This is a genomic window from Stenotrophomonas sp. Steno-C18 (genome assembly GCF_056393195.1).
In genome coordinates, this window is sequence record NZ_JBWJOX010000004.1 from 91476 (window position 1) to 117965 (window position 26490).

A 26490-nucleotide genomic window follows, 5' to 3' on the forward strand; every position below is an offset into this window, starting at 1 on the left:
GGTTGGGTGGTTGGCGTGATGGCGATGGGCAGGGCGAAACGCCAGGTTGGGAGGCGGGCCTCCCTGGCCCTGTCCCTGGCGGCGCCGAAGGGAGGGCCGGGGGCAATGGCGCTGCCTGCCCCGGCCGGCAGGCCTCAACCAAACAGATCCGGCACCCGCTCATCTTCCACCGGCACGCCTTCCAGTTTCAGCAGCGCGACCTTGGTCGGCAGGCCGCCGCCGAAGCCGGTCAGCGCGCCGTTGTTGCCGATCACCCGGTGGCAGGGCAGCACGATCGGCAAGGGGTTGCGACCGTTGGCGGCACCGACCGCGCGGGTGGCGGTGGGTTTGCCCAGGCGCTCGGCCAGTTCCTTGTAGCTCCAGGTCGCGCCGAACGGGATCTGCGCCAGCATCTGCCAGACATCGAGCTGGAAGTCGGTGCCGGCCGGGGCCAGGATCAGGTCGAACCGGCGGCGTTTGCCCTGCAGGTATTCCAACAACTGGCGCCGCGGCTCGGCCACCGCGTCCGGGTCACGCTGCCATTGCTCGCGTCCCTTGGCGTCGTGCCGGTTCTCGGCGAACAGGATGTGGCGCACGCCGTTCTCGTCGGCGGCGACGGTGAGCGGGCCGATCGGGCTGTCGAAGCGGTCGTAGTAGATCGTCATGGTCAGGTCTCCTTGTTCGTTTCCGCGGCCAGATGCCACAGGTGCAGCACGGCGTAGGCACGCCACGGCCGCCACGGCTGCGAGCGGCGTTCGGTGTCGCGTTCGCTCAGGCGTTGGCCTTCGCCCAGCACCTGCTGCAGGATCAGGTCGCCGGCCGGGAACGCATCGGGCATGCCCATCGCCCGCAATGCCATGTAATGCGCGGTCCACGGCCCGATGCCGGGCAGGCCGACCGCTTGCTGGACGAAATGCTCCAGCGTCTGCGCGCGGCTGAAGTCCAGGTGGCCTTCGGCGCAGGCGCGGGCAATGGCGCGCAGGGTGGCTGCACGCGTGCGCGGCAGGCCGATCGATTCCAGCGGTGCGTCCAACAGCACCTCCGGCGTCGGGAACTGGCGGTCCAGCCCTTCCGGCATGCCGTCCAGATGCGCGCCGAAGCGGTCCACCAGGCGTCGCGCCAGGGTCGTGGCGGCGGCCACGCTGACCTGCTGGCCGAGCACCGCGCGCGCGGCGACCTCGAAGCCGTCCCAGCCACCGGGAAGGCGCAACCCCGGACGCCGGGCGATGCCGCGGGCGAGCAGCGGCTCCTGCGCCAGCGTGGCATGCACGGTGCCCAGGTCGGCATCCAGGTCGAACACCCGGCGCACCCGCGCGACGATGGCCGGGATCGCGCGGGGGTCGGTCGTGCCCAGTTGCAGCCGCAGCTCCGGCCGGCGGGGATCGGCGGTGACCCGGATCAGGCTGGCGCTGCCGTTGCTGACGATCACGCGCTGGTAGCTGTCTGGGCCGATGCACTCGATGCCCGGCAGCGAGCGCTTGCGCAGGAAGGCCAGCATCAACGGGAAGTCCAGCGGCGGGCGGTAGGCCAGCCGCAGCACCGGCTCGCCGCCGGGCACCGCGCCATGCTGCTTGCGCAGTGCACTGGGCGGCATGCCGCAGCCGGCGAGGAAGGCACTGTTGAAGCGGCGCAGGCTGTTGAAGCCGGCGGCGAGCGCCACCTGCGTCACCGGCAGCGCGGTCTCGGTCAGCAACTGCTTGGCCAGCAGCAGGCGGCGGGTGGAATGCAGCTGCGCCGGGGTCGCGCCAAGCCGGGCCACGAACAGCCGCTGCAGCTGGCGCGGGCTCAGTTCCATGGCCTGGGCCAGCGCATCGACCGGCTGGTCCTGCAGGATGCCTTCGTTGAGCAGTGCCAGGGCGCGGTGCAGGGTGTGGTCCTGCACCAGGCTGGCGTCGTCCGGGGACAGCTCCGGGCGACAGCGCAGGCACGGGCGGTAGCCCGCGGCCGTGGCCGCCGCCGCGCTGGGGTAGTAGCTGACGTTGCGCCGCTGTGGCGGCGGGGCGGGGCAGACCGGCCGGCAGTAGATGCCGGTGCTGCGCACGGCGGTGAAGAACAGCCCGTCGAAGCGGGCGTCCCGCGCCAGGCGCGCCTGTTCGCATTGCTCGTAGCTGGGCAGGGCTGGATTGTGCATGCGGCCAGTCTAGGCCGATCGGACCGTGCTGACTGGCCATTTCCGGACATCAATGCTCATGACGAACCGTTGTTTAGGTTCAATTGAGGACATCGCGCCAAGGGGCACTAGACTGTGTGCACTTTCCGGCGCGCCTGCGCCCTGCATGGACCTGATTGCATTCCTATGTTGCCCAGATTCTGGTGGTCGCCGTTGTTGTGTGTCGGGCTGCTGGCCTGCAATGGGCAGGAGCAGGAGAAGAAGCCGGTGGCCGACCCGGCCACGGCGTTGGCGGCCGATGGCGACCACATGGTCTCGATCAACGCCGCCGACGCGCCGCCACCGCCGCCGGTGGTGGTGCCGGCCAAGGACCGTGAATGGCCGGAGCTGGTGCTGGAGAACGGCAAGGCATGGGTGAGCTGCGACACCGATTACAGCGGCGAGAACGGTGATGGCGCCGCGCTCGAGGCGCTGGACCGCAAGAGCCTGGACGCCGCGCTGGAGCCGTGCAAGGAGCGCGGGCTGGTGCGCGTGCGCTATGCGGGCAAGATCAACCCTTCCTTCGCCGGGCTGGTGTCGCGGCTGGCGGTGGTGGCCGATGCGATGAAGATCGGCAAGCGCATCCTGGACCTGGACTCCAGCGGCGGGCAGGTGGAAGCGGCGATCGTGGCCGGTGACAGCATCGGTGAGTCCGGCTGGACCATCTGGGTGCGCGAAGGCTCGATCTGCCACAGTGCCTGCGTGTTCGTGCTGGCCGCCGGCGACAACCGGCTGATCTCCGGCAAGGTGGGCATCCACCGGATGATGCGCATCAGTTCCACCGCCACCTCGCGTGCGGAATTGAACAAGGAGCTGCACGAGGTCTACGACAACGTGAAGGACTACCTGCAGCGCAACGGCGTGGCGGTGGGCGTGGCCGACCTGATGATGACCGTGCCCAACCGCAGCCTGCGCCTGCTGACCAGCGACGAGCTCAAGCAGTACGGCCTGGACGGCACCAATGCGGTGCAGGACGACCTGGAGCGCATCAAGCAGATGCGCAAGTGCGGCGACGACTTCGTGCGCCGCAAGGACGCCTTCCTGATCGCCTTCGACCGCGAGTGCAAGGTTGAAGGCGCCGACCTGGAAGCGGTGAACAACTGCGGGCAGACGCTGAAGGAGCAGTTCGGCTTCCCGGACGAGGTGTGCCCGGACGAAAGCCCGTTGTCGGAAATCGACACCGCCCTGCTGGTGCCGCGGTTGGAGGCCACGCCTGACCCGCAGGTGCCGGCCACCGCGCCGGCCGCCGCTGCCCAGCTGAATGCGCCGGCCGGCCAGCATTGACCTGAAATTTACAACGCCGGTCGCGCTTTCATGATTGGATGAGCGTCCCTTCAAGCGAACGCGTCATGGAGCCAATCATGCGTCCCAGTCATTTGTTGGTGCTGCTGTCCCTGGTCGGTGGAAATGCCCTGGCGCAGCAGGCGGCCCCCGCGCCGGCCGCTGCCCCGGCCGCCGCCGCAACGCAGGCCACGCGGGCACCGGGCCCGGCATTGAGTGCCGCGCAGCAGGCGCAGGTGGCCCAGCAGGACGCGCAGATGACGCAGGCCGCGCAGCGCGTGGCGCAGCTGGTCGATGGCAACAAGGCCGCCGAAGTCTGGGACGGGGCCTCCGGGGTGGCCCGCAAGGCGGTGACGCGGGACCAGTTCGCCAGCAACATCAGCTCCGACCGCACCAAGCTGGGTGCGCTGGTGTCGCGCGGCAAGCCCTCGATCACCCGCGTGCAGTACCCGGCAGGCGCGGCGGTGCCGGAAGGCATCTATATCAACGTGAGCTTCCCGACCCGCTTCGCCAACAACGCACAGCCGGTGCGCGAACTGGTGTCCTTCCGCCTGGACGAGGACAAGGTCTGGCGCACCTCGGGCTACAGCGTGCGCGCGGCGACCAACTGACCGGTGGGAGCGGCCTCGGCCGCGACGCTGGCTGAGCTATCCCCCGGCGCGACGACTGGCCTTCCCACGATGGCGGAGGTGGTCGCGGTGGTCCGGCGTTTCCGGCCTTGCGGCCGGAGCCGCTCCCACGGGTGGCTGATCCAGATCAATGAATCCTTACATCGCGCGGCCTACCCTGCGCTCCAGTGCGAAAGCGGAGCTGGATATGCGCAAGGTGGATGTACTGGTGGTCGGTGCCGGGCCGGCGGGATTGAGCCTGGCCCGGAGCCTGGCCGGCAGCGGCCTGTCGTTGGCATTGGTCGAGCCCCAGAGCGCGGCCGCGCTGGCCGAGCCGGCGTTCGACGGGCGCGAGATCGCGCTGACCCACGCCTCGCGGCAGATCCTGCAGGCCATGGGCATGTGGCAATGCATCGACCCGGCCGAGATCTCCCCGCTGCGCAGTGCCCGTGTCATGAACGGCAGCTCGCCGTTCGCGCTGGGCTTTGCCGCCGAGCGCGAGAACGTCGATGAACTGGGCTGGCTGGTGCCCAACCACCTGATCCGCAAGGCCGCCTGGGAGGTGGTGCAGGGGCAGCAGGGGCTGGAGCTGCTCGATGGCACCTCGGTCACCGCGATCGAAACCGGCACCGCCGGCAACACCGTCACCCTGGGCGATGGGCGCCGCCTGCAGGCCCGGCTGGTGGTCTCGGCCGACAGCCGCTTCTCCAGCACGCGGCGGATGATGGGGATCGGCGCGCAGATGCGTGACTTCGGCAAGTCGATGCTGGTCTGCCGCCTGCAATGCGAACGGCCGCATCACCATGAAGCCTGGGAATGGTTCGGCTACGGCCGCACGTTGGCGATGCTGCCGTTGCCGCGCAACCAGGCCTCGGCGGTGATCACGTTGCCGCCGCAGCAGGTCCAGGCATTGATGGCGATGGATGCGGCGCAGTTCGGTGCCGTCGTCACCGGCTTCTTCGAACGCCGGCTGGGGGAGATGGTGCCGGCCGGCACCCGCCATGTGTACCCGCTGGTCGGCGTGTATGCGCGCCGTTTCGTCGGCCCGCGCCATGCGCTGGTTGGTGACGCGGCGGTGGGCATGCATCCGGTCACCGCGCACGGTTTCAACTTCGGCCTGCAGAGCCAGCAGCGGCTGGCGGACCTGGTCACTGCGGCGGCGCAGCGGGGCGGGGACATCGGCGAGGCGGACCTGCTGGGCCGCTACGAGCGCAGCCACCGGCTGGCGACCCGGCCGCTGTACGAGGCCACCAATGCCATCGCCACCCTCTACAACGACAGCCGCCTGCCGGCCCGGCTGCTGCGCGGGGCCGCCTTGCGGGCCGCGCATGGGCTGGTTCCGTTCAGGAAAATGATCGCCGGGCACCTGACCCAGCGCCTGGCCTGATCCACCGGATAGGAGCCCCCGGCCGCGAGGCTGGCGTCCCGTCCGCTGCCCTGATGCACGTCATCGCAAGGCGCCGGCAGGGCGGCAGCGCCATCGGTTTCGCGGCCCAGGCCGCTGCTGCAGGTGTTATTCGGCGGCCAGGACGCGGATGCGGACGTCGCCCAGCTCGACCTGCTGGCCCGCGCGGATCTTGCAGGCCTTGCGCAGCTCGATCTGGCCATCCACGCTCACCTGGCCCTCGCCGATGATCATCTTGGCCTCGCCGCCGCTGGCCACCAGGTCGGTGAGCTTGAGCAGTTGCTTCAGTTCCACGTACTCGCGGTCCAGTTCGAAATCGATGGTCTGCATGGTGTTCCCGGGTAAAAAACGGGCGCTATTGTGCGGCAAGGCCGGCCGGGCAGGGGGCTGAACCCGTTGGCCATGTGGTGGCAAGCTGAACGGACATCGGCAAACCCCGCGACAGCAAGGGGGTTCTGGGCGCACAATATGCGTCTTTTCGCCCGCCCGTTCGCGGCGGTGCCCCCGGAGTTCCCATGTCCCAAGAATCCCCCGCGCCGCTGCTGTTCGCAGATCTCGGCCTCTCAGAGCCTGTGATGAAAGCGGTCGCCGACGTCGGTTACGAGACCCCGTCGCCCATCCAGGCCGCCACCATCCCGGCGATGCTGGAAGGCCGCGACGTGCTCGGCCAGGCGCAGACCGGTACCGGCAAGACCGGTGCCTTCGCGCTGCCGGTGCTGTCCAACATCGACCTTTCCGCCACCAAGCCGCAGGTGCTGGTGCTGGCCCCGACCCGCGAACTGGCCATCCAGGTCGCCGAGGCGTTCCAGACCTATTCGGCCTCGATGCCGGGCTTCCGCGTGCTGCCGGTGTACGGCGGCCAGCCGTACGGCCAGCAGCTGTCGGCGCTGCGCCGCGGCGTGCACGTCGTGGTCGGCACCCCGGGCCGCGTCATCGACCACCTGGACCGCGGCACCCTGGACCTGTCCGAGCTGAAGACGCTGGTGCTGGACGAAGCCGACGAAATGCTGCGCATGGGCTTCATCGACGACGTCGAGGCCGTGCTCAAGAAGCTGCCGGAGACCCGCCAGGTCGCGCTGTTCTCGGCCACCATGCCGCAGCAGATCCGCCGCATCGCCCAGACCTACCTGCGCGACCCGGTGGAAGTGACCATTGCGTCCAAGACCACCACCTCGGCCAACATCCGCCAGCGCTACTGGTGGGTGGCGGGCATGCACAAGCTGGACGCGCTGACCCGCATCCTGGAGGTGGAAACCTTCGATGCGATGATCATCTTCGCGCGCACCAAGGCCGGCACCGAGGAACTGGCCGGCAAGCTGCAGGCGCGTGGCCTGGCCGCGGCCGCCATCAACGGTGACATGCAGCAGGCCCAGCGCGAGCGCACCATCGGCCAGCTGAAGGAAGGCAAGCTCGACATCCTGGTCGCCACCGACGTGGCCGCACGCGGCCTGGACGTGGAGCGCATCAGCCACGTGCTGAACTACGACATCCCGTACGACACCGAAAGCTACGTGCACCGCATCGGCCGTACCGGCCGTGCCGGCCGCAGCGGCGAGGCGATCCTGTTCGTCACCCCGCGCGAGAAGGGCATGCTGCGCCAGATCGAGCGTGCCACCCGCCAGCCGATCGAAGAGATGCAGCTGCCGAGCGTGGACGCGGTCAACGACCACCGCGTGAGCAAGTTCATGGACCGCATCAGCCAGACCCTGGCCGGCGGCGACATGGATTTCTACCGCGACCTGCTGCAGCGTTACGAAGGCGAGCACAACGTGCCGGCCATCGACATCGCCGCCGCGCTGGCCAAGCTGCTGCAGGGTGATGCCCCGTTCCTGCTGACCCCGCCGGTGCGCGAGCGCCGCGAGCCGCGCAGCGATCGCCCGGAGCGTTCCGAGCGTCCGCAGCGTGATGGCGGCTTCCCGCGCCAGCGCGAGGAGCGTGGTGAGCGTCCGGCCCGCTTCGAGCCGCGCTTCGAGCGTGGTCCGCGCCAGGACGACGAGCGCGGACCGCGCCCGCCGCGTGGCGAAGGTGAGTTCGGCGAGCGTCCGCGCCGCGAGATGCCGCCGCGCAGCGCCCCGGAATTCGGCATGGAGACCTACCGCATCGAAGTGGGCCACCAGCACGGCGTGAAGCCGGCCAACATCGTCGGCGCCATCGCCAACGAGGCCGGCCTGGAAAGCCGCTACATCGGCCGCATCGACATCCATGACGGCCACTCGGTGCTGGACCTGCCGGCCGACATGCCCAGCGACGTGCTGCAGCACCTGAAGAAGGTGTGGGTGTCCGGCCAGCAGTTGCAGATGCGCAAGGTCGAGCCGGGCGAGGACGTCAACGCCGGCCCGTCGTTCAAGCCGCGCTTCAACAAGGACAGCAAGCCGGGCGGCCGTCCCGGCCCGCGTCCGGGTGGCCCGGGCGAGCGTCCGCGCCGTGAAGGTGGCTTCAACAAGCCGCCGCGTGGCCCGCGCAAGTTCTGAGTCCCACGCCGGCACCTGCCTGCCTGAACAGCCCCGGGAAACCGGGGCTGTTCTGTTTCATGCCGGCACGCTGCACGCAGACGACAAGCTGAACACGCGACAGATTTCACGTGCTGCTGTCAGTGGGTTGTTGCGATAATCCGCCCAAGCGCGTCGGGGAACGCGAAAGGATGGTCATGGCGGAGGACGGGGGCGCGGTTGCGGGGCACAACAGGTGGGGCTGGACAGTGCGTTGGCTGTTCGTGCTGCTTGTCCTGTGGCTGCCGGCGCTGTCCCCGGCCCAGACGCCCCAGGTGGGCCGCGACCTGCTGCAGGTAGGGGCGGCCACCGACCAGCAGGCGCCGGTGCGCGCCTGCACGCCGGAGATCATGGCGCGCCTGCAGGAGCCGGTGGAGATCGACGCGCCGGCGGGCGGGTGGTCCGGTGCCCCCCAGGCGGTGGATGTGTTCAACATCTACGGCGGCGAAGTGATGATCAGCCATGGCGACCGCGAGGTATGCGGCCACATGCAGGACGCGCGCACCCGTGATTCCCGATTCCGTGCCGGCATCGGCATGGTGGTGGTGCCGCGCAAGGGCGACACCGACCCGATCCTGGTCGCCTGGGAAACCCCGCTCAAGTCGCGCTGGATTCCCACCGTGCGGCTGGGCGCGCCCAGCCCGGTGCAGCAGATCGACACCGCGCGCCTGTTGGTGCGCACCGCCTGCCTGGCGGTGGCCCTGGCCCTGGCGCTGTCCGCGCTGATGGGGTTCTTCACCACGCGTAGCCGCAACTTCCTGATGTACGTGCTGGTCTGCGCGCTGCTGGTGACCTGGCAGGCGATCCTCAGCGGGCTCAGCGGCTATCCCGAGCCGTGGTTGCCGCTGGGCCGCGCAGCGCCGGTGTGGATGGTGGCGGTCAGCGCACTCAGCTATGCGGTGATGGGCTGGGTGCTGTGGCGGATGAGTGGCGGTCGTCGCCTGCTGCCGGCATCGCGGCGCTGGGTGCTGGGGATGATGCTGGCCCTGCTGGTGGTGGCGCTGGCGACCCCGTTGATGTCCTGGCAGGTGCTGGGCTGGACGGCGGCGGCGCTGGATGACCTGTTCACGGTGATCTGCCTGGTGATCCTGCTGCTGGCGGCGGTATCGGTGCGGACCGGGCGCTACACCGCGGTGGACGGCATCGTCGCGGTGGTGCCGCTGCTGCTGATGAACCTGGCCGACCTGCTCGGCAGCCGCCTGCTGGTGGAGTACCGGGTGGAGGTGATCCAGGTGGCCGTTACCTGGTTCCTGATGATGTCGGCCTATTCGCTCAACCGCGGCCTGGGCCAGCTGCGCCAGCAGCGTGACGAGATGCGCCAGCTGGCCGACACCGACACGCTGACCGGGCTGCCCAACCGGCGTGCCGGCCTGCGCCAGCTGGAGCGCTACCTGCGCGATGCCAAGGCCAGCCAGCAGCCGCTGTCGATCGGCTTCCTGGACATCGACCTGTTCAAGCAGATCAACGACCGCTACGGCCACGATGTCGGCGACGAGGTGCTGGTGTCGGTCGCCCGCACGCTGGAGGCCGGCGTGCGCAGCCGCAACGACGTGATCCGCATGGGCGGTGAGGAATTCCTGATCCTGCTGCCCGGCAACAGCGCCGACCATGCGCTGCCACGGCTGGAGCAGCTGCGCGAACGGGTGACCCAGAACAGCCAGGCGCTGCAGCACGCGGGGCTGTCGGTCACCGCCAGCATCGGCCTGGCCGAGCTGGAGCCCGACGACCAGGACATGGCGGCGCTGCTGCGCCGTGCCGACAACGCGATGTACCGGGCCAAGCGGGGCGGGCGCAACCAGGTGGTGGATGCGCGCGACGAGCAGCAGATCGCCTGAGCCGCGCTGTCCCGGGACGGGGCGATGGCGGATAATCCGCCGATGACCAACCGACTCAACAAGCACATTGCCGAAACCGGCTTCTGTTCCCGCCGCGAGGCCGACCGCCTGATCAGCGCCCGCCGCGTCACCGTCAACGGCATCGTCGCCGGCACTGGCGCCGAGGTGGGCGAGGGGGACGAAGTCCGCGTCGACGGCCAGCCGCTGCGCGCACGCACCGTGCAGAAAAGCACCGGGCGCAAGCATGTCTACATCGCGCTGAACAAGCCGGTGGGCGTGACCTGCACCACCGAAAGCGCGGTGAAGGGCAACATCGTCGACTTCGTCGGCCATGAGCAGCGCATCTTCCCGATCGGCCGCCTGGACAAGGAATCCGAAGGGCTGATCCTGATGACCAGCAACGGCGACATCGTCAACCAGATCCTGCGCGCCGAGAACGGCCACCAGAAGGAGTACCTGGTGGCGGTGAACAAGCCGGTCACCGACGAGTTCCTGCGCGGCATGGCCCGCGGCGTGCGCATCCACAACCAGATGACGCTGCCGTGCCGTACCTCGCGCATCGCCAAGTTCGGCTTCCGCATCATCCTGGAGCAGGGCCTGAACCGGCAGATCCGCCTGATGGCGGCCGAGTTCGGCTACCGCGTCACCCAGTTGCGCCGCGTGCGCATCGACAACATCAAGATCGGCGCACTCAAGCCCGGCCAGTGGCGCAACCTCACCGAACAGGAGCTGCGTGGCCTGCTGCCGCAACAGCGGGAGTGGTGAAGTGTGACTGCCTTGACGCGGTGATGCCGCCTCGCCGCTAGACTTGCCCCAGCCTTACCTTGACCACCGCACGATACGGAACCGCGCATGATCAAGCCTGCGATCCCTGCCAATGAATCCCAGCGCCTGGCTGCCCTGCAGCGCTACCGGATACTGGATACGCCGCGCGAGCAGGAGTACGAAGACCTGGTGACCATCGCCCGCACCATCTGCGGCACCGCCTGCGGGGCGGTGACGCTGATCGACCGCGAGCGGCAATGGTTCAAGTCGATGCAGGGGCTCGAAGGCGAGCAGACCCCGCGCGAGGATGCCTTCTGCGCGCATACCATCCTGCGCCCGCAGGAGCTGACCGTGGTCGAGGACGCGCGGCTGGACGCGCGCTTCAGTGGCAATCCGTCGGTGGTGGGCGACCCGCATATCCGCTTCTATGCCGGTGCACCGCTGCTGAGCAGCGACGGCTACGCACTGGGCTCGCTGTGCGTGTTCGACTCGGTGCCCGGCGTACTGGGCCAGCGCCAGGCCGACGCGCTGCGCGCGCTGTCACGCCAGGTCGGGCGGATGATGGAGATGCGCAAGCTGCGCCACGAGCTGGAACATCACCAGCAGGAACATGACTGGTACGAGGCCCGCCTGGGCGAGTACTACCTGCAGCTGGAGCAGGTGAACAGCGAGCTGTCCGAGCAGACCCGCACCGATCCGCTGACCGGCCTGTCCAACCGCCGTGCACTGGCCACCGCATTGAGCGAGGCCATCGAGCGTGCCGGCGAGGTGCCGCCGGCGGTGGCCATCGTCGACATCGACCATTTCAAGCTGGTCAACGATATCCACGGCCACGCCGAGGGCGACCGGGTGCTGACCGAGATGGCTGGCGTGCTGCGCGCGCAGTTTGCCGGGCGCGGCATGGCCGCCCGTTACGGTGGCGAGGAGTTCGTGATCCTGATGCCGGACACGCCGCTGCAGCAGGCCGAGCTGCAATGCCAGTACCTGCGTGAGTCGGTGGGCCTGCTGCCGATCGGGCTGCCGGTCACGGTCAGCATCGGCCTGGCCGCGCATCGTGCCGGCGAAAGCCCGCAGGACACCCTGCACCGCGCCGACAGCGCGCTCTACCAGGCCAAGCAGGACGGCCGCGACCGGGTGGTCGTGGCCACCTGACCGCGCCTACGCGGTGGCGGCCGGGCGCAGCCGGTTCAGCAGCGGGTGCAGGAACACGCCGCCGAGGATGATCGCCACGCCCAGGTAGAACTGCGGGGTCAGCTCATGCTGTTCGCGCAGGAACAGCATGGCCAGCACGATGGCGTAGACCGGTTCCAGGTTGGTCACCAACTGCACCGTGTAGGCGCTGAGGTGGCGCAGGGCGACCAGCGCCAAGGCGAACGGCAACAGCGTGCACAGGCCCGAAAGCGCCAGCAGCAACAGCCCGTCGTGCAGGTTGGGCAGCACCCACAGGTCGCTGGCCAGGGCCGGCAGCAGCACCGGCATGGCCGGGGCCAGCAGGGTCAGTGTGAGTACGCCGGCACCCAGTTCCAGGCCGGTGACGGTCAATGGGTCGGCGTGGCCGACCATGCGCTTGTTGAACGAGCCGAACACCGCCACCAGCAGGGCCGACAACGCGCCGACCGCCACGCCCAGGCGCATGCCGTCGGGAACGCCGCCCACCACCAGCGCCACGCCCGGCAGCACCACGATGCCCAGCGCCAGTTCCTTCATCTGGAACGGCCGACGCGCGATCCACGGCTCGATCACCGAGGTGAACACCGGGGCCAGCGCGATGCAGGTGGCCGCGACCGAAGCATTGGCCAGCTTCACCGAGCCATAGAACGTGAGCCAGTGCAGCGCCACCAGCGCGCCGATGCCGGCGTAGCCCAGCGCCACCTTCGGGCTGAGCGTGGACAGCCCGCGCCATACGCGCGGCAGCAGGGCCAGCATGGCCACCACCAGCAGCATGCGCCACCACACCAGCGGGAGGGCGGGCAGGGTGATCAGCTTGCCGAGGATGGCGGTAATGCCCCACAGCAGGACGCAGAAATGGATTTGCAGCAGGGCCTTGCGGTGTTCGTTCGTCGCCATCGGCGAATTGTCGCCGATGTGCCGACGCATTGCCGCATCGATCGCTTCAGTTTTTGTCGACGCGTTGCTGCAGCTGGCGCGCCGCGGCCGGGTTGCGGTGCTTGGCGGCGCTGATGAAGTACAGGTATACCTCGCGCCCCTCCGGCGCAGGCCCCGCAGGCGCGGCGAGGTGGGGCAGGTCGTGCGGGTCCTGTCCGCGCCGCCACGCCATCACGCGCTCGGCCCATTGCGCCAGTTCCGCCGCCGGGTAGCCGGTGTCGCAGGCATCGCGGCTGCGCATGAGCCGGGCATAGACGAAGTCCGCGCCGAGGTCGGCCGCGTTGGGGTAGTCCGGTGAGTCGGTGTAGACCAGTGCCAGCCCGTGCTGGCGGGCCAGGCCAACCAGCCGTTCGTCGAAGAACGCACGGTCGCGCACTTCCAGCGCGTGGCGCTGGCGGCGGCCGTTGACCTGCCGCGGCAGCAGCTGCAGGAACGCGGCGAAGTCGTCCGGGTCCAGCGTGCGACCGGCATCGAACTGCCACACCAGTGGACCGAGCCGGTCACCGAGGTGGCCGATGCCATCGATGAAGTCATTGATCTGCGCGCCGGTCCCGGCCAGCTTGCGGGCGCTGACGATGCGCTTGGGCGCCTTGGCCGAGAACACGAAACCTTCCGGCGTGGCATCGCGCCAGCCGGCGTAGATGGCTGGCTTCTGGGTGCCGTAGTAGGTGCCGTTGATCTCGATGCTGGTCAGCTGGCGGCTGGCGAACTCCAACTCACGGCGCTGCACCAGCCCGATCGGATAGAAGGTGCCGCCGCGCCACGGCACATAGGTCCAGCCGCCGATGCCGATATGGACCCCGGGGGTATTGGCCGTACCGGCAAACAAGTCGTTCAAGTCACACCCCGGGGCAGGAGCGGCCGTGGCCGCGAAGCCGTCAATGTACCTGCAAGCCAACCGGTGGGAGCGGCCTGGACCGCGACATCGGGAAGGTCCTGGTCCGGGGATTCAACGGCTCGGCGGCCAAGGCCGCGCCTACGCGGCTTTCCAGGGGTCGTAGCTGCCGAACCACCACAGGTGGCCTTCCGGGTCACGGCAGGCGTAGCCGCGGCCGCCATAGTGCTGGTCGGCGATGTCGATGACGATCTCCGCGCCGGCTGCCTTGGCCTGGGCGTAGTGGGCGTCGGCGTCGCTGACGATCACGCAGGCGCTCTGGGTTTCCATGCCACCGACTTCGTCGGGCTGGATCATGTTGCTGCCCCATTCGCTGGGCTGCACCGAGCCGAGCATCACCATGCCGTTGCCGAATACCAGTTGGGCATGCAGCACGACGTTGCCCTCCTGGTAGACCGCGTGGCGCTGGAAGCCGAAGGCGTCGCACAGCCAGTCGATGGCGGCCGGGGCATCGCGGTAGCGCAGGCAGGGAATGATGGTGGCGGTGGTCGTGGCGGCGAGGTCCATGGCGGCCTCAGGGCAGGAGCGGAAAGGCGAGCGTGGGCGCGCTCGCGTTACCATCGCGAGAAGGCCGGCCCGGCCATGGGCCGGCATCGATCCAGAGGGAGAGCGCTTTGAATAAATGGTTTGGGGGCGGGCTGGTGCTCGCGATGAGCGTGGTGGCCCAGGTGGCCGATGCACAGGAGGCGGCGGTGCCGGCGGAGCTGCAGCAACTCGATGCCACGGTGGAGCGCGTGCGCCAGCAGTTCGACGTGCCGGGCGTGGCGGTGGCGGTGGTCAAGGACGGCAAGGTGGTGCTGGAGCGCGGCTGGGGCCTGCGCGAGTTGGGCAAGCCCGAGCCGGTGCAGTCCGACACGCTGTTCGCCATCGCCTCCAACACCAAGGCATTCACCGCTACCTCGCTGAACCTGCTGGCCGAGGAAGGCAAGCTGAAGATGGATGACCGGGTGATCGACCACCTGCCGTCGTTCCGCATGTCCGATCCCTACGTCACCGGCGAGATGCGCATCCGCGACCTGCTCTCGCACCGCAGCGGGCTGAGCCTGGGCGCCGGCGACCTGCTGTTCTGGCCGACCACCACCTACAGCAACGCCGAGGTGGTGGCGCGACTGGGCCAGGTGCCGTTGAAGAACGGTTTCCGCGACCGTTACGCCTACGACAACATCCTGTACGCGGTTGCCCAGCAGGTGATCGAGAAGGTGTCCGGGCAGCCGTTCGCCGCGTTCCTGCAGCAGCGCATCTTCGACAAGGTCGGCATGGCCGGCACCCGCTACAACGCCGACCATCTCAAGCCCGGCGACAAGGCCGCCGTCGGCCACGCCAAGTTCGACTTCACCGACCTGCGCCCGGTGGCGCCGCTGACCTGGTCCAACAACGCCGGCGCCGGTGGCATCTACTCCAGCGTGCACGACCTGGCCAGGTGGATGAACGTGCAGTTGGCCGAGGGCAAGCTGGCCGATGGCACGCCGCTGTTCAGTGAAAAGACCCAGCAGCAGATGTGGCAGATGCAGATCCCGCAGGTGGTGCCCAAGCCATCGGTGCCGGAGCTGGAAGCCGCGCGCCCGAACTTCGCCGGTTACGGTGAAGGCTGGAGCCTGAGTGACTACCGCGGGCAGAAGCTGGTGTGGCACACCGGCGGCTGGCCGGGGCAGGTGTCGCGGCTGACGCTGGTGCCCGGCCAGGGCCTGGGCGTGGTGGTGCTGACCAACCAGGAATCGGGTGCGGCCTTCAACGCCATCACCATGAGCGTGCTCGACGCGATGCTCGGGGCCCCGCCGCATGACTGGGTGGCGGCGTATGCGGCCAGCGTCGCCAAGGCGCAGGACAACGCGGACGAAGGCTGGGCACGGCACGTGGCTGCGCGTGACGCCAGGAGCACGCCCTCGCTGCCGCTGAGTGGTTATGCCGGCACATACCGCGATGCGTGGTATGGCGATGTGGTCATCGAGCAGAAGGGCGGCAAGCTGCGCCTGCGCTTCGGTGCCACCGCCGATCTGGTCGGCACGATGGAGCACTGGCAGCACGACACCTTCATCGTGCGCTGGGACAACCGCTCGCTCAACGCCGATGCCTTCGTCAACTTCAGCCTGACCCCGGACGGCAAGGTGCGCGAGGTACGGATGGAAGCGGTGTCGTCGCTGACCGACTTCAGCTTCGATTTCCAGGACCTGCTGCTCAAGCCTAAGGCAGAGTAAGCAGCGCGCAACGATCCCGCGGCCACGGCGGGGATGGCGTTCCCGCCGTGGCATTGCCCGCGGCGCTTCGGAGGATCGTGGATGGGGAGGGCAACGGCGTCGCGGCCGGGACCGCTCCCGCTGGCGGGCAAGCGCATGCCGTAGACAGACACAACACAGGCCGCGATGGGACAATCGCGGCCTGTTCTGTTTTTGCAGGCCGTGGCGATGTTGCGCTGGTTCGAGTCGTTGATTCCCGTATTCCCGCCGGTGGATGCCCGCATGCCACCGCGCGGCGTGGTGCGTTTCTACCTGCATTACCTGCGCCCGGTGTGGCCGGTGCTGCTGGCCACGCTGGTGGCCGGCCTGCTGCTGGCGCTGGTGGAAGTGGCGATGTTCGACTTCCTCGGGCGCATCGTGGACATGCTCTCGGACAACGCGGGCCCGGGGTTCTTCCGGCGGCACGCAACGGAGCTGCTGTGGATGGCCGGCATCACGCTGCTGGCGCGCCCGGTGCTGGTGGCCCTGCACAACCTGCTGGTCAACCAGGCCATCGTGCCGGGGTTGAGCAACCGCTCGCGCTGGCTGATGCACAACTACGTGGTGCGGCAGAGCCTGACCTTCTTCCAGAACGACTTCGCCGGCAGCGTCGCCAACCGGGTGATGCAGACTGGCACCTCGCTGCGCGAATCCGCCGTGCAGATGGTGGATTCGCTCTGGTACATCGTGGTCTACACCGGCACCGCGCTGTACCTGTTCGCGCAGGTGGACTGGCGCTTGATGGTGCCGCTGGCCGTGTGGCTGGTGGCGTACGTGGCCATCGGCGTGTACTTCGTGCCGCGCATGAAGCAGCGGGCATGGATCGCCTCGGATGCACGGTCACGGGCCATGGGCCGCATCGTCGACGGCTACACCAACATCTCCACGCTCAAGTTGTTCGCGCACAGCGGGCACGAGCAGGCCTACGTGGCCGAGTCGATCCAGGAGCTGGCCGAGAAGCACCGCGCGCAGACCCGCATCACCACCGGGCTGGAACTGGTGATCGCCATCCTCAACGGCTTCCTGATCGTCGGTACCTGCGGGCTGGCGCTGTGGTTGTGGAACGATCGCCTGATCAGCGTTGGCGCGATCACCCTGGCCACCGGCCTGGTGATCCGCATCCACAACATGTCCGGCTGGATCATGTGGACGGTGAACGGCATCTTCGAGGACATCGGCACGGTGCAGGACGGCATGGAAACCATCGCCCAGCCAATCGCCGTGCAGGACCAGGCCGACGCCGTGCCACTGCAGGTGCGCGCCGGCGCGGTGGACTTCAAGGACGTGCACTTCCACTACGGCAAGCGCGGCGGCGTGATGGCCGGGCTGAACCTGTCGGTGAAGCCGGGCGAGAAGATCGGCCTGGTCGGCCCATCCGGTGCCGGCAAGTCCACCCTGGTGAACGTGCTGCTGCGCCTGTACGACCTGGAGAGCGGACGCATCCTGATCGACGGGCAGGACATCGCCCGCGTCACCCAGGACAGCCTGCGCGCGCAGATCGGCGTGGTGACCCAGGACACCTCGCTGCTGCACCGTTCGATCCGCGACAACCTGCTGTACGGGCGCCCGGATGCGACCGAAGACCAGGTGCGCGCGGCCGTGGCCAAGGCGCGTGCGGAAGGCTTCATCGACGCGCTGGTGGACGGGCAGGGCCGGCAGGGTTACGACGCGCATGTCGGCGAGCGCGGCGTGAAGCTCTCCGGTGGCCAGCGTCAGCGCATCGCCATCGCGCGGGTGCTGCTGAAGGATGCGCCGATCCTGATCCTGGATGAGGCGACCTCGGCATTGGATTCGGAAGTGGAAGCGGCGATCCAGGACAGCCTGGACGAACTGATGGGCAACAAGACGGTGATCGCGATCGCGCACCGGTTGTCGACCATCGCGCGGATGGACCGGCTGGTGGTGATGGACCAGGGCAGGATCGTGGAGACCGGCACCCATGCCGAGCTGGTCGCCGCCGGTGGCCTGTACGCGCGCTTGTGGGCGCGTCAGACCGGTGGGTTCGTGGCGGCCGATGCCTGAGCCCGGAACGGCCCTCAGCCCAACCCCTCTCCCGCGCTGCGGGAGAGGGGTTGGGCTGAGGGCAGAGACGGGCCGGGCTAGCCGAGCAGCACCCGCCCAAGCACGGCGACAGCGGCAGCCACCACGACCGCCAGCGCCATCAGCCAGGCACGGCGTGTACGCCGGTCCGCCGCCGCAGCGCCGGCGGCAAACAATGCGCTGCGGCGTGCGTCGCTGGCGGCCACCAGGGCGCGGGCGCGTTGCCCGCCTTCCTCTGCCGGAACACGGCCGGCCTTGATGTCCTCGGCGATGCGTTCAAGTTGCTGCATCGTCTCGGTCTGCAGTCTGTGCAGTTCAACGATCGGGTCGTGGTCGGGCATGCGGGCCTGGCGCGATCTCATGGCTCAGTGTGGTGTGACTGCAACGCCTGACGGATCACGCGCGACAGGATGGCAGGGTCGTTGGCGGACAGGTGTTGCCCAAGCCGCACCAGGCCAATGCCGAAGGCGGCCATCAACACGCCGGGCAGGGCGGCCGGGATCAGCATCGGGTCCATCCTGCCAAGCTGCACGACGCTGATCGTCGTCCCCAGCACGCAGAAGCCCAGCCAGAACACCATGAAGGCATGCACGAGCGCGGGCGGCGCGAAGCGGCCGTGCAGCGCGCAGCCCTGCGCGGTGTCCACGAAGTGGCCACGGAAATGCGGCTTGAACGAGTTGCGCAACGCGCTGCGGTGATACAGGTTCACCCGTGCGGCCTCCACCGAACCGACGATGGTGCCGGTTGCGGTGATGTTGCCGCGTGCGGTGGCCGCGCGCAGGTTCTGCACGGCCTGCGCGCGCGGCAGCGGGCTGGGGAACACGGCAGGCGTACGGGGGAATAACCAGGTCCAGAAAGGCATGCGTTTCGGTCGGTGCGTGGCAGGACACGATAGCTGCCCACCCCCGCGCATGGCTATCGGCTGGTGGTGCCGGCGGCGCGTGCGGCCTTCTTCACCAGCGTGGTGACCTTCTTTTCCACTGCAGGGGTGAGCGCGGTGAGCGCGAACGAGGTGGGCCACATGTCGCCGTCGTCGAGTGCGGCACTGTCGTTGAACCCCAGCGTGGAATAGCGCGCGCCGAACTTGCTCGCGCCCTGGAAGAACACCACCACCTTGCCGTCGGCATTGGCATAGGCCGGCATCCCATACCAGGTCTTGGGTGACAATGCCGGCGCGGTGGTGGTGATGATCCCGTGCAGCCGTCCGGCCATGTCGCGCTCGGCCGCTGGCATCTCGGCAATGCGGGCCAACACCTCGGCCTCGCCCTCGGCTTTCCTGCGACCGGCCTTGGCCTCGGCCGCCAGTTCGCGGGCGCGCTCCTTCATGGCGGCACGTTCTTCGGCGCTGAATCCGGACTTGCTCATGACAGTGGCTCCTGGGGAAACACGCGCTTTATAGCGCGGATTCGGCCGGTTGGCGTCGTCCATCGTGGCCGGGCCGGCGTCGCTCAGTCACCGGGTTGGCCGATCCAGAGCCGATTGCCGTCCGGGTCCTGCAGCCGGAATTCGCTCATCCCATAGAACGTGGTTTCCAGCGGTGGTACCTCCAGGCCGTTCTGGCGCGCTTGCGCATGGAAGGCACGCAGGTCATCGGGATAGAGATAGAGCACGGCGCTGCGCGCACTGCCGGGCGGTGGATTGATGGACTGATCGAGCATGACCTGGCAGGGGCCGCAGCGCAGCATCGCCCAACCCCAGGCGTCATTGTGGTCCTCGACCTCGAAGCCGAGCTTGCGGTAGAAGGCGATGCTGGCCGGCAGGTGTGTCACCGGCTGCATCGGGATCAGCTGTTTCAGGGGCATGGCGGGGCATCCGGCAGCGACGGGTTGCCCACTGTAGCGCCGGGTTCAGAGCAGGCCGTTCACGGCCATGGCCGACGCGCCCAGCAGGGCGGCCAGCACCGCCAGCACGCACAGGCCATAGCGCAGGTGGAACGGGATCGGCACGCGGCCGAGCTCGCGTTCGGTGGTGCGCGTATCCAGGATCCAGCCATGGTTGCACTGCAGGCAGGCCAGTTGGTAACGCTTGTCGTAGGCGAAGCCGAACAGCATGTCGAAGCTGCCGTACTTGTAGCGCAGCTGCTTCTGGAATGCGGTGAGCTGGCCGCATTTCGGGCAGTGACGTTGTTCGGGTTCGCCCAGCGCGACCACGCGCTCGCCCTGGCCGATCAGGAACATCATTGCCAGGCGTCCTCGACGTTGGCCAGCACCTCGCAGTCACAGTAGCCGCCGTTGGCCTGCAGCCACGGCACCACCGTGGCTTCATCGAGCGCCTGCTGTTGCAGGAACTGGCGGGTGAACCGCAGCGAATGGTCGCAGCCGGCCTCCAGTGCCTGGTCAAGGTGATCGAACAGGGCCGTCAATGCTTCCCGCGGCAGCGGCAGCGCCGCGATGGCCTGGGCGTGATGCTGCTCGGCGAGCCCGCGCAGCAGGGCTTTGCGACGTTCGAGTTCGGCGTTGGAAGGCATGCGATGCGCCTGTCTGCGTGGGAGGTAAGTGCGGGGAAACCGGCGCTCGCGCCGACGCTCATGGCCGCGGGCGAATGATCACGTACTGCTTGCGGAACTCCGTGCCGGTACCTGCCCATTGCCGGGCGTACTCGACCAGGGCGGGCAGTGCATCGGGATGGTCCTGCCCGTTGATGCGGCAATCGGCGCTGAAACTGCCATCGTCGGCACGACTGGCGAACAGGCGCACGCCGAGGAACTGTTCCGCGCGCAGGACCGGCATGAAGGCCTCCAGGCTCCGGGTGAGCAGGCAGCACGGGCAGAACGGGTGCTCCTCGTCGGCATCCACCGGCTCGGAGGCGTAGTGCGCGACCGGGCCCAGCACGATCTGGCGCACCGCCTCCGACGCCTGTTCCGAGGCGGGCAGGGTGATTTCCATCACCAGGCAATGCCGTGGATCGGCTTGGACGGCATCGGACAGGGTTGCCAGATCCATCTGCGCCCAGCTGCGGAAGCCGCTCGACATCGAGGCCTGCTCATCGGCACCCATTGCATGCTGGAACTCGACCAGCCCTTCGGTGAAGAACGTCGGGTGCCTGGCCGTGGTGACCGTCGCAGTGCGTACGTTGCCGTTGTCGAAGCGGAACGTCTCGATATGTTCGACGCCCAGCGTGATGCCGCTGGACAGGTGTACCTGCCCATCGACGAGGCGGGCGTGCGGGTCCGATGCCCTGGTCGCTTCGAGCAGTAGCCGAAGTGGCAAGGCCGGCTCGGGCGCCGGCGGACCTTTGAAGAACCTGCTGAAAATACCCATGGAATCCGGCTTCCTGCCCAATGACGTGATCGCGGGTGTTGTGCGAGGGAGGCCTCAGCGCTGCGGCTCGACCACCACGGCGGTGCCATAGCACAGCACTTCGGTCAGGCCGGTCATCAGTTCGGTGGCGTCGTAGCGGACCGCGATGATGGCATTGGCGCCGAGCATGCGCGCGTGCTGCACCATGTCGCGGTAGGTCTCGTTGCGGGCCTGCTCGCATAGCTCGGTGTAGATGGTGATGTTGCCGCCGAACAGGGTCTGCAGGCCGCCGATGAAGTTGCCCACGACCGAGCGCGAACGCACGGTGATGCCGCGCACCAGGCCCAGGCTGCGGGTGACGCGCAGGCCGGGCAGTTCCATGGCGGTGGTGACCATGGCATCGGTGAGGTGAGGGGTTGCGGCGGGGATCGCGGGGGAGTTGTAGGGGTCAGCCATCGGGGTTCCTGGGATTGAGGGACGCGGCTGGATGCGGGCGTGCGATCCCTGCCGTCCTGGTTCCGTATAGCGGTGGATTCTATCCAGAACCCACTCCCGCGGTATCAGCCGGTCATCTGCCGATGGAGCAGGAAGGCGCCGGCAGCGACACCGGCCCAGACCAGCAGGCCGACCAGGGCGCACGCCGCATCGCCGGGTTCCTTGCCGGGACGGAACAGACGGATCACCACGTGGCCGGTACCCTTGAGCAGGATCTCGAAGACCAGCTCGACCAGCATGCGGCCGACGACGCGCAATGCGCCACGCAGGGCTTCGCCGGCCAGGTCATCCAGGGGCATCGAGCAGGGTCCTCGACGGTTCCAGCGGGCTCAGGGCCGCGACGGCTGCGCGGCGCAGGTGCTGCTCGAGGTTTTCCAGCAACACGTCGTCTTCGATATGGAAGATTTCCGGAACCGGCTCGCGCGGCGCGGCGGCGATGACGATCAGCTGGCCCAGCCGCAGGTCGGGCGAGGTTTCCCAAAGCGCGCGAAGCGTGGCCAGGACGGTGTCGATGCGGGCGGGGTCTCTCATGCGTGTTCCGGTGCGGCGGGTGGGAGGGGAATCAGTCAGGGGCCTGCGTGGGATCCATCCTGGCCGCTTGCCTGCGGTGTTGCGGAGATCACCTGTTCGATCCAGTCATGGTAGTGGCTCAGGCGGACGTTGCAGGCGGTCTGCCCGTAGCGGCCGGGACGGGCGGTCATCACGTTGCCCTGCACGACCTTCCAGGAGGCCAGCCCTGCCAGCTGCCATTGCGCGCCGGACTGGAGCAGTACCGGGCCGCCGCTGTCGCCATTGCCGAGCATGCCCTCAAGCGGAAGACCATCCGGTGGTGCATCGAAGACGTAGCAGAGCCAGCGGTCATACGCACTGGTGACGGTGTTGAACGCACGCCGCAACCCGGTACGGTTGGGCCCTCGCGGATCATGCCCATCGGCGCCGGTGCCGGTGGCCCCTTTTCCCAGCAGCGTGACGCGTTTGCCGGGCTCGTCGCTGCCGGCATACAGGCGGATCGGCGGGATGTCGGTGATGGGTTGGCGCAAGCGGATCAGCGCGATGTCGTCCGAGCCGCCAAGGAAGACCACCAGCAGCATCGCTTCACCGCTGGCCATCGCCTGGTCGATCAGCGCCTGCGGCGGGGTGCGGTACCCCGGGTGGGTGACGACCCGCTCCACGTCCCGTGCCACCCCGTTGATGACCACCTGTTCGAGCCGACCCTGGCGGGGGAGCGTGTGTGCGGCGGTCACCGCCCATTGCGGCGCGATCAGCACGCCGTGTCCCTCGCCGGGCATGTCGACCAGCGCCGGCAATTCGGATGCCGGTACCCGGTACTGCGCATCATCGACATCGTGGCGGATGACGATGGCCGCCGCGTTCGTGGAGGTGGCGAGCAGTGATGCCAGGAGCAGGGCGCGGATCATCGGAAGGCCTTGTTGGAAGGGGCGAGCGCGGGGCTCAACAGGGTATTGCCACCGCATGCGCAGACGCGCTGGGTGCCGCGCCGCCTACTGCGCGAAACTATCGACTGCGGGTGGAACGGCCCGGGTCAGGCGCAGTTCGCGCTGACCCAGCGGTTGAACGGGTCTGCCGCGTCCTCGATGTGCATGTCCTCGGGATGCCTGACGATCTCGGTGCCGATCTCCGGGATGGTCGTGGCGAACCGGCTGCGGACCCACTGCTGGTAGGCCACATTGGGATGAACGACGAATTCGCCCTCGCGTGGCGGCGGCGATCCCAGTTCACCACCCCAGCAGATTTCGTCGTAGCCGATGGCCAGCAGTCGCAGGAAGTCGAGCGCATCGTCGGCCAGCACGCAGACGGTGACCGAGCCGGAGCCCGAGCCCAGATGGACGATCTTCTGCGTGCCGTCGGGCGCGAGCCAGAGTGCCGCCATCGATCCTTCCGCGCCGGTCTTGGCGAACACGCAGAGCCGGTCGAGTACCTCGGCACGCGCGTGGCCGAACCAGTACTTCAGGTTGGCATTGCCCTCGGCGAAGAAGGTGATGTTGGTTCCGCCCTGACGCTCGTCGTCCGTCCAGCTCTCGCGCAGGGCTTCCTCGGGGAACAGGAAACCGATGCGGGTGCTGTCCGGCCGGTCGATGTAAAGGCCGTTGTCCTCGATCCAGCCAAACAGTGCCTTCAGCGCCGGCGGCAGATGCATGCCGGGCAACAACGTACGGGTGATCTGCGCTTCCAGGGTTTCCACGGGCATGCGTCCTGCTGTCCTGTCTGAAATGGCCGGGTAGATGCAAGGCCCCGGCATGTGCTGCGGATGATGCCACAGGGCAATGGCCGCGCTCCGGCGGAGCGCGCGCAGCACGGCAGTGACGCCAGGTGCCTACCAGTGGTTGTCGCCGCCCGCCAGGAAGTTCGGCCGCGTGTACTGCTGTGATGCATGCAACTGCCAGCGGATGCGCGTGCAACCGGCGATGATCGCCTCGAAGGGATGATCGGGGCCGACCGCCGATTGGGACCATTCGCCCTCCAGGTCGCCGGAAGCACGGGTGATCCGCCACGTCGGTGCGAGTTGCCACGCAAGCGCGAGCAGGGCCGCTTCGGTCGCTTCATGGGATCCGGTGGCGTGGTGGACTTCGAACGTCACATGCGCCTCCTTGCGGCCCTCCCACACGAGCCGCTCCACCATCGGTGAAACGGCGGTGAAACCCGCCAGGCGCTCCAGCTTGCGCAGCATCTGGCCATGTTGTGGGCCGCCATGGGTGACATGCCAGAGGGAAACGATGGGGTGCATTCGAGGGGATGCCGGGTTCGATTCGAGGAAGGGCAGGGCGCAGGGGGCGTCAGTGGCCCGTCAGCAGGATTTCGCGCAGCCGTGCCTCGACCCGCGCCCGGTCGAGGAAAGGACGCAGCATTGGCCAGTTCCTGGCCGACTTTCGTCGGAGGCGCACCTGCGCATACACCAGCCCGGCCAGGAAAAAGCCTGCCATCAGGAGGGCATGGGGAAGGCTGGGGTGGCCGAAGAAATGGAAGCAGGACGCCGTGATCACCGCGATCGAGATCCAGACCGGTACATCACTCCACCCCGATGACGCCTTGCCGGGGGAGTCGATCTCTTTCAGGAGCTGCTCGAGTACCTTTCGCTCGTCGCTGGGATGCATGGAGGTATCCGTTGGGTGCCATGAGGCGGTAGTGGTCCTGTCCGCAATGCTGCACGGAAATGGACCGCGGCGAAACCGTGCGTGGAGTCAGGCAGGGCGTGGCGCGCATCGCGGATGCGGGACAGGACACGAATCGTGCGAGCCATGCCGAGCGGCGAAGCGACCCGGTGGATGGGGGCTGGTGCGGGAGTTGACCCGAGGCGGTGTTGGCTTGAAGGGACTTCCCTGGTGGCATCTCCGATCCATCGGCCCTGAAAACAGAAAGAGCACCTTTCGGTGCTCGTTTTGTCGGGAACAATGCTGAGGCATTCCAGCGCTTGGTGACGCGGCGGGAGTGGGGGCTTGCACGGGGCAGTGGCCCTCACTCCACACCCCTCTGCCGCGTGCGGGAGAGGGGGGGGCTGCCTGCAGGCTTTCGCCGATCAGTAGCGGTAGTGCTCCGGCTTGAACGGGCCTTCCACCGGCACGCCGAGGTAGTCGGCCTGTTCCTGGGTCAGCGTGGTCAGCTTCACGCCGATCTTTTCCAGGTGCAGGCGCGCCACTTCCTCGTCCAGCTTCTTCGGCAGGCGGTAGACGTCGGCCTTGTAGCTGTCCTTGTTGGCCCACAGGTCGATCTGCGCCAGGGTCTGGTTGGCGAAGCTGTTGGACATCACGAAGCTCGGGTGGCCGGTGGCGCAGCCCAGGTTCACCAGGCGGCCTTCGGCCAGCAGGAAGATCGCGTTGCCGTTCGGGAACACGTACTTGTCCACCTGCGGCTTGATGTTGATGTGCTGCACGCCCGGGAACTTCACCAGCGCATCGACCTGGATCTCGTTGTCGAAGTGGCCGATGTTGCAGACGATGGCCTGGTCCTTCATCGCGCTCAGGTGCTCGATGCGGATGATGTCCTTGTTGCCGGTGGTGGTGACGTAGATGTCGCCGCGGCCCAGGGTGGATTCGATGGTGTTGACCTCGAAGCCTTCCATCGCCGCCTGCAGGGCGCAGATCGGGTCGATCTCGGTGACGATGACGCGGGCGCCGTAGGCGCGCAGCGAGTGGGCCGAACCCTTGCCGACATCACCGTAGCCGCAGACCACGGCCACCTTGCCGGCCAGCATCACGTCCATCGCGCGCTTCAGGCCGTCGGCCAGCGACTCGCGGCAGCCGTACAGGTTGTCGAACTTGCTCTTGGTGACCGAGTCGTTGACGTTGATGGCCGGGACCAGCAGCGTGCCGGCTTCGGCCAGCTGGTACAGGCGGTGCACGCCGGTGGTGGTCTCCTCGGAGACGCCCTTCCAGTCCTTGACCACGCGGGTCCAGTAGCCCGGGCGCTCGGTGGCCACGCGCTTGAGCAGGTTCTTGATGACCTGCTCTTCGTGCGAGCCGGACGCGGTATTGACCCAGTCGCTGCCGTTTTCCAGCTCATAGCCCTTGTGGATCAGCAAGGTGACGTCACCGCCGTCGTCGACCACCAGTTCCGGGCCCAGCAGGGTGCCGTCGGCGGCCTTGAAGGTCAGCGCTTCCAGGGTGCAGTCCCAGTATTCTTCCAGCGTTTCACCCTTCCAGGCGAACACCGGGGTGCCGGTGGCGGCGATGGCGGCGGCGGCCTGGTCCTGGGTGGAGAAGATGTTGCACGAGGCCCAGCGCACGTCGCCGCCGATGTCCTTCAGCGTCTCGATCAGCACCGCGGTCTGGATGGTCATGTGCAGCGAGCCGGTCACGCGCACGCCGGCCAGCGGCTTCTGTGCGGCGTACTTGCGGCGGATGGACATCAGGCCCGGCATCTCGTGCTCGGCGATGTCCAGTTCCTTGCGGCCCCAATCGGCCAGCGAGATGTCGGCGATCTTGTAGTCACCTTCCTGGGAGAAGGTCCTGGCAACAGCATTCATGTAAAGCTCC

30 protein-coding genes are annotated in these 26490 nt (G+C 68.2%); 9 read left to right on the forward strand and 21 right to left on the reverse strand.

From position 1 onward, the window contains the following. Nucleotides 1-134: 134 nt before the first annotated feature. Nucleotides 135-644, reverse strand: coding sequence for a methylated-DNA--[protein]-cysteine S-methyltransferase (locus tag AC06FE_RS09770; protein WP_478072936.1), 510 nt, complete (start codon nucleotides 642-644; stop codon nucleotides 135-137). A gap of 2 nt (nucleotides 645-646) precedes the next feature. Next, entirely contained in the window at nucleotides 647-2110 is a 1464-nt protein-coding gene (locus AC06FE_RS09775) for an AlkA N-terminal domain-containing protein (protein WP_478072937.1), read from the reverse strand. A 165-nt stretch (nucleotides 2111-2275) separates the two neighbouring features. On the opposite strand from AC06FE_RS09775, the gene AC06FE_RS09780 reads away from it, so the two are divergent. The 3 genes from AC06FE_RS09780 (at nucleotide 2276) to ubiM (ending at nucleotide 5404) form a co-directional block, all read left to right on the forward strand. Further along, entirely contained in the window at nucleotides 2276-3412 is a 1137-nt protein-coding gene (locus tag AC06FE_RS09780) for a COG3904 family protein (RefSeq protein ID WP_313255413.1), read from the forward strand. A 77-nt stretch (nucleotides 3413-3489) separates the two neighbouring features. Beyond that, nucleotides 3490-4020, forward strand: a complete 531-nt coding sequence (locus tag AC06FE_RS09785; RefSeq protein ID WP_478072938.1) for a DUF4019 domain-containing protein — start codon at nucleotides 3490-3492, stop codon at nucleotides 4018-4020. A gap of 205 nt (nucleotides 4021-4225) precedes the next feature. Further along, on the forward strand, nucleotides 4226-5404 hold the full coding sequence (gene ubiM, locus AC06FE_RS09790) for a 5-demethoxyubiquinol-8 5-hydroxylase UbiM (RefSeq protein WP_478072939.1): 1179 nt from the start codon (nucleotides 4226-4228) through the stop codon (nucleotides 5402-5404). A 126-nt stretch (nucleotides 5405-5530) separates the two neighbouring features. Here ubiM and AC06FE_RS09795 read toward each other — a convergent pair whose 3' ends face one another. Beyond that, nucleotides 5531-5752: an RNA-binding S4 domain-containing protein gene (locus AC06FE_RS09795; protein ID WP_132864591.1), complete on the reverse strand. Its 222-nt coding sequence runs from the start codon at nucleotides 5750-5752 to the stop codon at nucleotides 5531-5533. Nucleotides 5753-5937: 185 nt separating this feature from the next. Here AC06FE_RS09795 and AC06FE_RS09800 point away from each other — a divergent pair, with 185 nt between their 5' ends. From AC06FE_RS09800 to AC06FE_RS09815, 4 genes are all read left to right on the forward strand, one after another. After that, on the forward strand, nucleotides 5938-7893 hold the full coding sequence (locus AC06FE_RS09800; RefSeq protein ID WP_478072940.1) for a DEAD/DEAH box helicase: 1956 nt from the start codon (nucleotides 5938-5940) through the stop codon (nucleotides 7891-7893). Nucleotides 7894-8069: 176 nt separating this feature from the next. Next, nucleotides 8070-9746 carry a sensor domain-containing diguanylate cyclase gene (locus tag AC06FE_RS09805; RefSeq protein ID WP_478072941.1) on the forward strand — a complete coding sequence of 559 codons (1677 nt, stop codon included), beginning with the start codon at nucleotides 8070-8072 and terminating at the stop codon, nucleotides 9744-9746. Nucleotides 9747-9788: 42 nt separating this feature from the next. After that, a complete protein-coding gene (locus tag AC06FE_RS09810) occupies nucleotides 9789-10511 on the forward strand; it encodes a pseudouridine synthase (protein ID WP_132864589.1) in 723 nt (240 codons plus the stop codon). 87 nt (nucleotides 10512-10598) lie between these two features. Further along, nucleotides 10599-11663: a GGDEF domain-containing protein gene (locus tag AC06FE_RS09815; RefSeq protein ID WP_313255423.1), complete on the forward strand. Its 1065-nt coding sequence runs from the start codon at nucleotides 10599-10601 to the stop codon at nucleotides 11661-11663. Nucleotides 11664-11669: 6 nt separating this feature from the next. Here AC06FE_RS09815 and AC06FE_RS09820 read toward each other — a convergent pair whose 3' ends face one another. The 3 genes from AC06FE_RS09820 to AC06FE_RS09830 form a co-directional block, all read right to left on the reverse strand. Continuing rightward, complete coding sequence (locus AC06FE_RS09820) at nucleotides 11670-12578, reverse strand: DMT family transporter (protein WP_478073082.1); 909 nt, start codon at nucleotides 12576-12578, stop codon at nucleotides 11670-11672. Nucleotides 12579-12624: 46 nt separating this feature from the next. Then, on the reverse strand, nucleotides 12625-13455 hold the full coding sequence (locus tag AC06FE_RS09825) for a DUF72 domain-containing protein (RefSeq protein WP_478072942.1): 831 nt from the start codon (nucleotides 13453-13455) through the stop codon (nucleotides 12625-12627). A gap of 138 nt (nucleotides 13456-13593) precedes the next feature. Further along, nucleotides 13594-14019: a VOC family protein gene (locus AC06FE_RS09830; protein ID WP_446541218.1), complete on the reverse strand. Its 426-nt coding sequence runs from the start codon at nucleotides 14017-14019 to the stop codon at nucleotides 13594-13596. Between the two features lie 107 nt (nucleotides 14020-14126). On the opposite strand from AC06FE_RS09830, the gene AC06FE_RS09835 reads away from it, so the two are divergent. Then, nucleotides 14127-15707: a serine hydrolase gene (locus tag AC06FE_RS09835; RefSeq protein ID WP_478072943.1), complete on the forward strand. Its 1581-nt coding sequence runs from the start codon at nucleotides 14127-14129 to the stop codon at nucleotides 15705-15707. A gap of 207 nt (nucleotides 15708-15914) precedes the next feature. Next, nucleotides 15915-17747: an ABC transporter ATP-binding protein gene (locus AC06FE_RS09840; RefSeq protein ID WP_132864583.1), complete on the forward strand. Its 1833-nt coding sequence runs from the start codon at nucleotides 15915-15917 to the stop codon at nucleotides 17745-17747. A 77-nt stretch (nucleotides 17748-17824) separates the two neighbouring features. Here the strand turns inward: AC06FE_RS09840 and AC06FE_RS09845 are convergent, their stop codons facing one another. The 15 genes from AC06FE_RS09845 to ahcY form a co-directional block, all read right to left on the reverse strand. After that, the gene (locus tag AC06FE_RS09845; RefSeq protein ID WP_192286366.1) at nucleotides 17825-18106 is read right to left on the reverse strand and encodes a hypothetical protein; all 282 of its coding nucleotides are present in this window, start codon (nucleotides 18104-18106) and stop codon (nucleotides 17825-17827) included. 17 nt (nucleotides 18107-18123) lie between these two features. Then, nucleotides 18124-18588: a hypothetical protein gene (locus tag AC06FE_RS09850; RefSeq protein ID WP_478072944.1), complete on the reverse strand. Its 465-nt coding sequence runs from the start codon at nucleotides 18586-18588 to the stop codon at nucleotides 18124-18126. Between the two features lie 92 nt (nucleotides 18589-18680). Then, nucleotides 18681-19130, reverse strand: a complete 450-nt coding sequence (locus AC06FE_RS09855) for an iron chaperone (protein WP_478072945.1) — start codon at nucleotides 19128-19130, stop codon at nucleotides 18681-18683. Nucleotides 19131-19213: 83 nt separating this feature from the next. Next, nucleotides 19214-19567 carry a VOC family protein gene (locus AC06FE_RS09860; RefSeq protein ID WP_478072946.1) on the reverse strand — a complete coding sequence of 118 codons (354 nt, stop codon included), beginning with the start codon at nucleotides 19565-19567 and terminating at the stop codon, nucleotides 19214-19216. Nucleotides 19568-19612: 45 nt separating this feature from the next. After that, nucleotides 19613-19945, reverse strand: coding sequence for a hypothetical protein (locus AC06FE_RS09865; RefSeq protein ID WP_478072947.1), 333 nt, complete (start codon nucleotides 19943-19945; stop codon nucleotides 19613-19615). After that, complete coding sequence (locus AC06FE_RS09870) at nucleotides 19942-20232, reverse strand: DUF2695 domain-containing protein (RefSeq protein WP_132864578.1); 291 nt, start codon at nucleotides 20230-20232, stop codon at nucleotides 19942-19944. The genes AC06FE_RS09865 and AC06FE_RS09870 overlap by 4 nt, the downstream gene beginning before the upstream one ends. A gap of 58 nt (nucleotides 20233-20290) precedes the next feature. Continuing rightward, nucleotides 20291-21025: a DUF6348 family protein gene (locus AC06FE_RS09875; RefSeq protein WP_478072948.1), complete on the reverse strand. Its 735-nt coding sequence runs from the start codon at nucleotides 21023-21025 to the stop codon at nucleotides 20291-20293. 54 nt (nucleotides 21026-21079) lie between these two features. Then, complete coding sequence (locus tag AC06FE_RS09880; protein WP_192286360.1) at nucleotides 21080-21460, reverse strand: YbjQ family protein; 381 nt, start codon at nucleotides 21458-21460, stop codon at nucleotides 21080-21082. 104 nt (nucleotides 21461-21564) lie between these two features. Then, complete coding sequence (locus AC06FE_RS09885; RefSeq protein WP_132864575.1) at nucleotides 21565-21798, reverse strand: hypothetical protein; 234 nt, start codon at nucleotides 21796-21798, stop codon at nucleotides 21565-21567. Then, nucleotides 21785-22030, reverse strand: a complete 246-nt coding sequence (locus tag AC06FE_RS09890) for a hypothetical protein (RefSeq protein WP_478072949.1) — start codon at nucleotides 22028-22030, stop codon at nucleotides 21785-21787. Before AC06FE_RS09890 ends, AC06FE_RS09885 begins: the two co-directional genes overlap by 14 nt. Nucleotides 22031-22065: 35 nt before the next feature. After that, on the reverse strand, nucleotides 22066-22917 hold the full coding sequence (locus AC06FE_RS09895) for a S1 family peptidase (protein WP_478072950.1): 852 nt from the start codon (nucleotides 22915-22917) through the stop codon (nucleotides 22066-22068). A gap of 125 nt (nucleotides 22918-23042) precedes the next feature. After that, entirely contained in the window at nucleotides 23043-23708 is a 666-nt protein-coding gene (locus AC06FE_RS09900; RefSeq protein ID WP_478072951.1) for a hypothetical protein, read from the reverse strand. 126 nt (nucleotides 23709-23834) lie between these two features. Next, complete coding sequence (locus AC06FE_RS09905) at nucleotides 23835-24188, reverse strand: hypothetical protein (protein ID WP_478072952.1); 354 nt, start codon at nucleotides 24186-24188, stop codon at nucleotides 23835-23837. Nucleotides 24189-24294: 106 nt separating this feature from the next. Beyond that, entirely contained in the window at nucleotides 24295-24612 is a 318-nt protein-coding gene (locus tag AC06FE_RS09910; protein WP_478072953.1) for a hypothetical protein, read from the reverse strand. Nucleotides 24613-25034: 422 nt separating this feature from the next. Further along, nucleotides 25035-26480 carry an adenosylhomocysteinase gene (gene ahcY, locus AC06FE_RS09915; RefSeq protein WP_132864571.1) on the reverse strand — a complete coding sequence of 482 codons (1446 nt, stop codon included), beginning with the start codon at nucleotides 26478-26480 and terminating at the stop codon, nucleotides 25035-25037. Between the last annotated feature and the right edge of the window lie 10 nt (nucleotides 26481-26490).